Here is an 8,235-nt window from a genome sequence, read left to right on the forward strand (position 1 = left end):
ATGGAGCCGAACCATGAGTTACCACCTGATCATCGGCGACAAGTTGTATTCCTCCTGGTCGCTACGCGGCGCCCTGGCCCTGGAATTGGCCGGTGTTCCTTATGAAGAAACCCTGATCAAACTCAACCAGGCCGATACGCGCACGCGCATCCTGGCGTTTTCCGCGTCCGGCAAAGTGCCCCTGCTCAAGACCGAGCACGGCGTCATCGCCGACTCGCTGGCGATTGGCGAGTACCTGTCCGAGCGTCATCCTCAAGCTCAACTGTGGCCAGCCGACATTGCCGCCCGTGCCCAGGCGCGCTCGGCCTGCGCGCAGATGCACAGCGGCTTTTTCGCCCTGCGCGGTGCGATGCCGTTCGACCTGTCGCGTGACCAGGCGCTGGAAAACGTGCCCTTGGACGTGCAAGTGGACATCGACCGCATCGTCGCGTTGTGGTCCGAATGCCGCCTGGCGGCCAAGGACAGCGGCCCGTTCCTGTTCGGCAAGCCAAGCCTGGCCGATGCGTTCTTCGCCCCTGTAGCTGTACGCCTGCGTACCTATCGGGTGGAAGTGCCGGCCGAAGCGGCCAGCTACATCGAGACCATCTATCAATGGCCGGCCTTCCAGGCCTGGCAGCAAGCAGGCCTGGCGGAGCGTGAAGGGTGAAACGGATTCATGTAGTAGCGGCAGTCATCCGTGGCGCTGATGGGCGCATTCTGATTGCGCGCCGCGCCGACACCCAGCATCAGGGCGGCTTGTGGGAGTTCCCCGGCGGCAAAGTGGAGGAGGGTGAGGGCGTCGAAGCGGCCCTGGCCCGAGAGCTGCGTGAGGAGCTCGGTATCGACGTGAGCCGCTCGCGGCCGCTGATCAAGATCAGCCACGATTACCCGGACAAGCAAGTGTTGCTGGATGTGCGTGAAGTCGATGCCTTCACTGGCGAGCCGCATGGCATCGAGGGTCAGCCGCTGGAGTGGGTTGCGCCGCGTGATCTGGGCCAATACCAATTCCCTGAGGCGAACAAGCCGATCGTCGCGGCTGCGCGTTTGCCCGATCAGTACCTGATCACCCCCGATGGGCTTGAGGTGCCGCAAATGCTGCGCGGTATCCAGAAGGCCGTGGCAAGCGGGATCAAGTTGATCCAGCTGCGCGCACCGGATATGTACGATCCCAAGTACCGCGATGTAGCGGTGGATGCGGTCGGGCTGTGTGCCGGCAAGGCGCAGTTGATGCTCAAGGGGCCGCTGGAATGGTTGGGCGACTTCCCCGCAGCGGGCTGGCACCTGACCGCCGCACAGTTGCGCAAGTATGCCGCCAAGGGGCGACCGTTCCCGGAGAACCGCTGGTTGGCGGCGTCGTGCCACTCGGCTGAAGAGTTGGCCCTGGCTGAGCAGATGGGGGTGGACTTCGTCACCTTGTCGCCGGTGCAGGCGACCCAGACCCATCCAGAGGCGCTGCCGTTGGGCTGGGAGCAGGCGGGGCGGTTGATCGAGGGGGTTAGCCGGCCGGTGTTCTTGCTTGGCGGTGTGGGCGCCGCTCAGCGTGAGCGTGCCTGGCAGGTGGGGGCGCAAGGTGTGGCGGGGATTCGGGCGTTTTGGCCTGAGGTTTGAGTCGCCACTGCAAGGGGCTGCAAAGCAGCCCCAGCAATTTCAGCCTCAAGGTTTTGTAGCTGCCTGCCACAAAACCTCCGCCAGCCCCTGGCGCCGGCCAATGATCCGTGCCGCGACAAACAGCAAATCCGAAAGCCGATTGATATACGCCAAGCCCACTCCGGTCAGCGGCTCCAGCGCATTGAGCTGCTGACAGCGCCGCTCGGCACTGCGCGCCTGGCTACGGCAAACATGCGCCTGTGCCACCAATGCCGATCCACTGGGCAGAATGAAGTTTTTCAGCGGCCCCAGCTCCTCGTTCCACAGATCGATAGCCGCCTCCAACCGCTCCACCTCCGCTTGGTTCAACGCTTGATAGCTGGGCATCGCCAGCTCCCCACCGAGATCGAACAGGCGGTGCTGACACGGCGCCAGCACCTCGCTCAGCTCATCCAGCCCAGCCTCGCTCAGGCCCGCCAGCAGCAGCCCCAGCTGACTGTTGAGGCTATCCACCTCGCCAATCGCCTCGATCCGTGGGTGGTCCTTGGGCACCCGGCGGCCGTCGCCAAGCCCGGTCTCGCCCTGGTCGCCGGTGCGGGTGTAGATCTTCGACAGGCGATAGCCCATGTGTCATGCCTCCGTGTTGCCCGCCGCCGTCGGCGCGGGCTGGCCAAGGGGCAGGCGCAGGGTAAAGCACGTTCCCTGGCCGGGGGTGGAGTGCACCTCCATCTGCCCCTTGTGGTTGTTGGTGATGATGAAATACGAGACCGACAGGCCCAGCCCAGTGCCCTGGCCGATCTCCTTGGTGGTGAAGAATGGCTCGAAGGTGCGTTTGCGCACCGCTTCGGGCATGCCGATGCCGTTGTCCTCGACCTGGATCTCCGCCCACGGCGGATTGAGCCGAGTACGCAGGGTGATGCGCCCCGGCTCGCAGGGCTGCGGGCGCAGGTGGATGGCCTGGGCGGCGTTTTTCAGCAAGTTCAGTAGTACCTGCTCCAGCTCATTGGCGGTGCACGGCACCGGCCCCAGTTTGGCATCGAACTGGCGGACGATGGCCTGGCCCTTGAAGTCGAAACCGATGGCCAGGTCGAAGTCGTTGCCAGCAATCTCCACCGCCTGATCGATCAACGCCGGCAGGTCGCACGGGGCCAACTGGCGATTGCTGCGCCGGCTGAAACTGAGCATGTGGGTGACGATCTTCGCCGCCCGTGCCCCCGCTTGCTGGATGCCGTCGAGCAGTTGCGGCACTTCGCGGCTCTCCAGGTAGCGGTTGACCACTGGCAGGTCGATGCCCAGCTCTTCGGCCTGCTCCTGGTTGCGTGGCAGCTCTGGCGACAGCCGCCGACGAATGTTCTGCACGTTGTGCAGGATCGCGCCGAGCGGGTTGTTGATCTCGTGGGCCATGCCAGCCGCCAGGCCGCCCACCGAGAGCATCTTCTCCGACTGCACCATCATCTCTTCCAGCGACAGGCGCTGGGTGATGTCATCGATGCGGATCACCACGCCACGCCCACCGCCGCCCATCAATGGGTAGAAGGTCAGGGCATAGTGGCGCGGCTCGTCATCCTTGGGCCAGGTGACCCGTTCGATCTTCGCTACCCGGTGCTTTTCGACACTCTCTTTGAGTTGCGGCAAAAACGGCTTGAGCGGCTCGAAGGCAATGAAAATCGGCTGATTCAACGCTTCATCCAGCGGCGTGCCGGAGAGCACCGTGGCTTCGTGGTTCCACTGGGTGACGTAGAGCTGTTCGTCTAGCGCGATAAGCGCCGAGGGCATCGAGTCGATGATGCTGTTGAGATAGTTCTGGAAGCCGGTGAGTTTCTTCTCGATCTTGCTGCGTACCTGCACCTCAAGCTCCAGCTTGCGGTTGGTGTGCCGGGTTTCCTCGGCCAGGCCCTGGGCTTGATCGTAGGCGCTCTGGAACTCGTCACGGGTGCGCTTGAGTTGCTGCTCACGGGCCTCGATGCGCGAAAGCATGGTGTTGAAGGCGTTGGCCAGGCTGCCGATTTCATCGTCGTTGCCGCGCTCGGCACGCAGGGCATAGCTTTCTTCACGGGTTACCTGGCGGCTGAGTTCTTCGAGCTGGTTGATCGGCTGGGTGATCAGGCGCTTGATCTGCCGGGCGATCACCAGCCACAGCAGAATGCTGAAGATCAGGATCGCGATACTTGCGCTCAGGGTGCCGGTGTAGAAGGCGGTCGGCAGTTCGCTGCTGGCGACCAGCAGCAGGTGCGCAGGTGGGTTGGCGGCGCGCGGCAGGCGGATCAACTGGCTGCTGCGAAATTCCATCAGCCGCCAGCCATCGACATTGCGGTAGCGCTTGGGCAAGGCCAGTGGCTCGCCATGCTGCAACTGCGCCAGCATGCGTCCGTCGCTGCCATAGATAGCGGCGGCGCGCAGCGGCGAGTAGCTGTCGAGCTCCTTGAGCAGCTCGCTTGCGGCCTCTGGCGAATCGCCGGCGCGGGCTGACAGTTGCGGGTTGGATACCAGCCGGCCGATGGTCTGCAAGGCTTGTGGCGCCATGCTTTCCTGGGTAATCCAGTACGCGGCGCTGATGAACGTCAGGTTGGCCACCAGCAGGATGGTTACCAGCAGCACCAGCAGGGCGGCCAGCAGTTTCTGCCCGACCGGAAGGTTGTCCAGCCGTTGGCGCAGGTTCATGGGCAAGGCAGTGTCCGTATCCAGTTGAAGGGGCGCTGTCAGTCGCTAGGCAGGCCGCGGGCTTGCAGGTTTTCGACCAGGCGCTGACGCAGGTGTTCCAGCTGCGCTAGGTGCAGGCCATGGCGGGCAGCGCTGCGACAGGCGTGGCCAAGCAAGTAGTGCACCTCGGTACGGCGTGCGTTGCGTACGTCCTGATACATGGAAGAATAGTTGGCCGCAGTGGCCAGGATTACCCGTTCGACCTCTTCGCCCAGTTCTTCAGCGGCCTTGGGTTGGCCACAGCGGCGCAGCAACTCAGCCAACTCCTCGCACAGCGCGCTGACTTCGCCCAGGTGTCCCAGCAGGCCACCATTCTGGCAGTCGTGCAGTACGGTCAGAGGGTTGATCGCGCAGTTCAGCGCCAGCTTGCGCCACAGCCGGGTGAGGATATCCACGCTCCACTCGGCAGGGATACCGGCGTCGTGCAGATCGTCGAACCACTCGGGCGCCGCGGGGTTGAGTGGATCACCCAGCCAATTGAAGCCGTGGCCGGCAAAACGCACCCGCCAGTCTTCTTCGCGAAAGGCACCTTCAGTGCTGGAGGCAAAGATGCAGCGCGCGTGGGGCACCTGCTCGGCGACCTCATCCTGGCTACCCAGGCCGTTCTGCAGCAGGATCAGTTCGGCACCTTCGGCCAGCCGCGGCGCCAGGCGGGCGACGGCAGGCGCGGCGTCATAGGCTTTACAGGCCACCAATAAACGGTGGATCGGGCCACCGAAGTCATCGGTTTCGGCGGGGATGGCGAAGTGCGCGGAGTGATCCTGTTCGACCAGGGTCAGGCCACCTGCGGCCTGATACGATGCCAGCCGCTGCTGATCGCGCAGGATCAGCCGTACCGCCTTGCCAGCGCGAGCCAAGCGGCACGCCCAAAGGCTGCCCAGGCTACCGGCGCCGAGAATATGCCAGGTGCTGCTCATCTGCGTTTCGCAACCCGTTATAATGTGTCCCGCATTTTAACCATCAAACCCTGCGTGCTCCATCTTCATGCCGAGCGCGTCTTTATTTTTGGAGAACAACCATGCCTTCGTTCGACGTGGTATCGGAACTGGACAAGCACGAAGTGCAGAACGCTGTCGACAACGCCATCAAGGAGCTGGATCGTCGCTACGACCTGAAAGGTAAGGGTAGCTTCGAATTCAAGGACAAGGAGCAGACTGTTCTTATGACCGCCGAGGCCGAGTTCCAGCTCGAGGCCATGATCGAAATCCTGCGCGGCGCCCTGGTCAAGCGCAAGATCGACGTCAAGTGCCTGGAAACCAAGGATGCCTACGCTTCGGGCAAGGAAATGAAGCAAGAAGCCAAGTTCCGCGAAGGCATCGATAAAGAGCTGGCGAAGAAGATCGTCGCCCATATCAAGGATGCCAAGCTCAAGGTCCAGGCCGCCATCCAGGGTGAGCAGGTCCGAGTTACTGGCAAGAAACGCGATGATCTGCAAGAGGCCATTGCTGCACTGCGCGCCAAGGAATTCGACATGCCGCTGCAGTTCAACAACTTCCGCGACTGATCGCGCAGCGGCCCGGAACAACGCTGGCTCAATGATGTCCATCGGGTCCGCGGCCGCTGAAATCCTGCGGCCTGCTTTACTGTGTACTTGCCGTTCGGCATCAGGAGATAAATATGGATTTGAACGCTGAGGTCGATCAGCTGGTCCGCCAATCGCAGACTTGGCTTCCCTTGATCATGGAATACGGCAGCCGTCTGCTGCTGGCGTTGCTGACACTGGCCATCGGCTGGTGGATTACCAACAAAGTCAGTGCCCGCTTGGGCAAACTGGTAGGCCTGCGCAACGCCGACCTGGCCTTGCAGGGCTTTATCAGCACCCTGGCCAACATCGTCCTGAAAGTGCTGCTGCTGGTCAGCGTGGCGTCGATGATCGGCATCGAGACCACCTCGTTCGTGGCTGCCATCGGTGCGGCAGGCCTGGCGATCGGTTTGGCCTTGCAGGGCAGCCTGGCGAACTTCGCCGGTGGCGTGCTGATCCTGCTGTTCCGCCCGTTCCGCATTGGCGACTGGATCGAGGCGCAAGGCGTCAGCGGTACGGTCGACAGCATCCAGATCTTCCACACCGTGCTGCGTACCGGTGACAACAAGACCGTGATCATGCCCAACGGCAGCCTGTCCAACGGCATCATCACCAACACCAACCGCCAGCCGACACGCAAGGTCGTGTTCGATGTCGGTGTCGATTACGACGCAGACCTGCAAAAAGCCCGTAACGTGCTGCTGGAGCTCGCCCAGGACCCACGCGTGTTGCAGGATCCGGCGCCGCAGGCAGTGATTTCCACCTTGGGCGACAGCTCGATCACGGTATCCCTGCGTATCTGGACCAAGACCGCCGACTACTGGGACGTGATGTTCATGCTCAACGAGCATGCACGTGACCGTCTGCGCGCCGAAGGGATCGACATTCCGTTCCCGCAGCGAGTGATTCGCGTGGTGCAGGAAGCGGCCACCGAGTAACCCTTAAAGATCGTGGGAGCGGGCTTGCCCCGCGAATACGCGTCATCGCACGATATCGTTGCAATGACTGGCGCATTCGCGGGGCAAGCCCGCTCTCACGTTTTCATTTCTGCGCCCTTACACTTGTTCACAGCCAGGCCCCGCCTTTTCTGGCATATAACCTGACCTTTCTTCGTACCCCGTTGATCCCTGCCATGAAACCACTGCTGTATATCACCCCCAGGCGAGCCTTGCTGTTCGGCCTGACCCTGGCCCTGTTCGAGCTGCTCACCTACCTTGCCAGCGACGCCGTCATGCCCGCCATGCCGGTGGTGGTCGATGAGCTCAACGCCAGCCCCGAGTTCATCCCCCACGCCTTGAACCTGTACCTGCTGGGCGGGGTGGTCCTGCAATGGCTGATCGGTCCGCTCGCTGACCGCTACGGCCGGCGCCCGCTGCTGCTCAGTGGTTGCCTGATCTTCGGCGCAGCTTGCCTGGCGACCTATTGGGTGCACGACATCGGCGTGTTCAACCTGCTGCGCCTGCTGCAGGGCATCGGCCTGGGTTTCGTGGTCACGGTCAGCTACCCGGCGTTGAACGAGGCGTTCAGTGAGGCCGATGCGGTGCGCATGATGGCCCTGCTGGCCAACATCGCCTTGCTCTCGCCGCTGCTGGGGCCGTTGGTTGGCACCTTGATGCTGCAATGGCTGGACTGGCGCTGGCTGTTCCTGGCCTTTGCGGTGGGCGCCGTGCTGACCTGGCTGCTGCTGTACAAGTTGATGCCGGAAACCCTTGGGGTCGAGCGCCGCGATGGCTCGCGCCTGGCGTTCACACCGATCCACCTGCTGCCGCTGTTGGCAGGCTACGGCCAGTTGCTGGGCAACCGCCGCTTCGTTGCGGGCAGTGCGGCATTGGGCTTGGTGGGTCTGCCGCTGATTGGCTGGATTGGCTTGTCGCCGGTGCTGCTGATTCACGATGAACGGCTGAGCACCATGGCATACGCCTTGTGGCAGTTGCCGGTGTTCGCTGGGCTGATCATGGGCAACCTGATCATCAACCGCATTGCCGATCGCTATCCGCTGCCGAGCCTGGTACGCGGAGCGCTGCTGCCGTACCTGGCGGGCTTGGCGCTGATGGTCCTGGCTACGTGGCTGTGGCCGTCGGTGACCAGCGTGGTGGCGGGGATGTCGCTGTATGCGCTGGGATTGGGCGTGGCCAACGCGGTGCTGTACCGCATGACCTTGTTCTCCAGCGAGCGGAGCAAAGGCTTGGTGTCAGCCATGCTCGGCATGATCACCATTGCCCTGCTGGGGCTGGGTGGCGCGGTGCTGGCAATGATCGGGGCGGGCGCGAGCCTGTTGCATTTTGCCTTGGCGGCGGGTGTGGCGGGGGCGTTGGCGCTTTGGCCATTGTGGTTTGTGGTGGGTGGCCAGGCAGGGGAAGGGGCAGTGGTTTAGTGATCCGAGCAGTGGGCCTATCGCGGGGCAAGCCCGCTCCCACGCAACATGACAGCAGGCTGTGGGCTGCGTG

At 63.1% G+C, this 8,235-nt stretch carries 8 protein-coding genes; 5 read left to right on the forward strand and 3 right to left on the reverse strand.

What is annotated here, in order from left to right; translation table 11 throughout:
- Window positions 1–13: 13 nt before the first annotated feature.
- Both AAZU54_RS22240 and AAZU54_RS22245 read left to right on the forward strand, forming a co-directional pair.
- On the forward strand, window positions 14–646 hold the full coding sequence (locus AAZU54_RS22240; protein WP_434727681.1) for a glutathione S-transferase family protein: 633 nt from the start codon (window positions 14–16) through the stop codon (window positions 644–646).
- A complete protein-coding gene (locus tag AAZU54_RS22245; protein WP_434727682.1) occupies window positions 643–1,587 on the forward strand; it encodes a Nudix family hydrolase in 945 nt (314 codons plus the stop codon). Before AAZU54_RS22240 ends, AAZU54_RS22245 begins: the two co-directional genes overlap by 4 nt.
- 45 nt (window positions 1,588–1,632) lie before the next feature.
- Here the strand turns inward: AAZU54_RS22245 and AAZU54_RS22250 are convergent, their stop codons facing one another.
- The 3 genes from AAZU54_RS22250 to AAZU54_RS22260 are packed head-to-tail and all read right to left on the reverse strand — an operon-like array spanning window position 1,633 to window position 5,183.
- Window positions 1,633–2,193, reverse strand: coding sequence for a cob(I)yrinic acid a,c-diamide adenosyltransferase (locus tag AAZU54_RS22250; protein ID WP_434727683.1), 561 nt, complete (start codon window positions 2,191–2,193; stop codon window positions 1,633–1,635).
- Window positions 2,194–2,196: 3 nt separating this feature from the next.
- A complete protein-coding gene (locus tag AAZU54_RS22255) occupies window positions 2,197–4,227 on the reverse strand; it encodes a sensor histidine kinase (protein ID WP_434727684.1) in 2,031 nt (676 codons plus the stop codon).
- Between the two features lie 38 nt (window positions 4,228–4,265).
- Entirely contained in the window at window positions 4,266–5,183 is a 918-nt protein-coding gene (locus AAZU54_RS22260; RefSeq protein WP_434727685.1) for a putative 2-dehydropantoate 2-reductase, read from the reverse strand.
- Window positions 5,184–5,284: 101 nt separating this feature from the next.
- On the opposite strand from AAZU54_RS22260, the gene AAZU54_RS22265 reads away from it, so the two are divergent.
- From AAZU54_RS22265 to AAZU54_RS22275, 3 genes are all read left to right on the forward strand, one after another.
- Window positions 5,285–5,770 carry a YajQ family cyclic di-GMP-binding protein gene (locus tag AAZU54_RS22265; RefSeq protein ID WP_186553884.1) on the forward strand — a complete coding sequence of 162 codons (486 nt, stop codon included), beginning with the start codon at window positions 5,285–5,287 and terminating at the stop codon, window positions 5,768–5,770.
- A 113-nt stretch (window positions 5,771–5,883) separates the two neighbouring features.
- Window positions 5,884–6,726 (forward strand): mechanosensitive ion channel family protein, encoded by an 843-nt coding sequence (locus AAZU54_RS22270; protein ID WP_428624088.1) that lies wholly within the window; start codon window positions 5,884–5,886, stop codon window positions 6,724–6,726.
- A 194-nt stretch (window positions 6,727–6,920) separates the two neighbouring features.
- Window positions 6,921–8,162, forward strand: coding sequence for an MFS transporter (locus AAZU54_RS22275; RefSeq protein ID WP_434727686.1), 1,242 nt, complete (start codon window positions 6,921–6,923; stop codon window positions 8,160–8,162).
- Window positions 8,163–8,235: the final 73 nt, after the last annotated feature.

This window comes from Pseudomonas sp. Je.1.5.c (assembly GCF_051129895.1).
Taxonomy (GTDB): domain Bacteria; phylum Pseudomonadota; class Gammaproteobacteria; order Pseudomonadales; family Pseudomonadaceae; genus Aquipseudomonas; species Aquipseudomonas urmiensis.

Coding starts and splice junctions, on each gene's coding strand:
- AAZU54_RS22240 (WP_434727681.1), top strand. CDS start 14: ATGAGTTACCACCTGATCATCGGCGACAAGTTGTATTCCTCCTGGTCG.
- AAZU54_RS22250 (WP_434727683.1), bottom strand. CDS start 2,193: ATGGGCTATCGCCTGTCGAAGATCTACACCCGCACCGGCGACCAGGGC.
- AAZU54_RS22255 (WP_434727684.1), bottom strand. CDS start 4,227: ATGAACCTGCGCCAACGGCTGGACAACCTTCCGGTCGGGCAGAAACTG.
- AAZU54_RS22260 (WP_434727685.1), bottom strand. CDS start 5,183: ATGAGCAGCACCTGGCATATTCTCGGCGCCGGTAGCCTGGGCAGCCTT.
- AAZU54_RS22265 (WP_186553884.1), top strand. CDS start 5,285: ATGCCTTCGTTCGACGTGGTATCGGAACTGGACAAGCACGAAGTGCAG.
- AAZU54_RS22270 (WP_428624088.1), top strand. CDS start 5,884: ATGGATTTGAACGCTGAGGTCGATCAGCTGGTCCGCCAATCGCAGACT.
- AAZU54_RS22275 (WP_434727686.1), top strand. CDS start 6,921: ATGAAACCACTGCTGTATATCACCCCCAGGCGAGCCTTGCTGTTCGGC.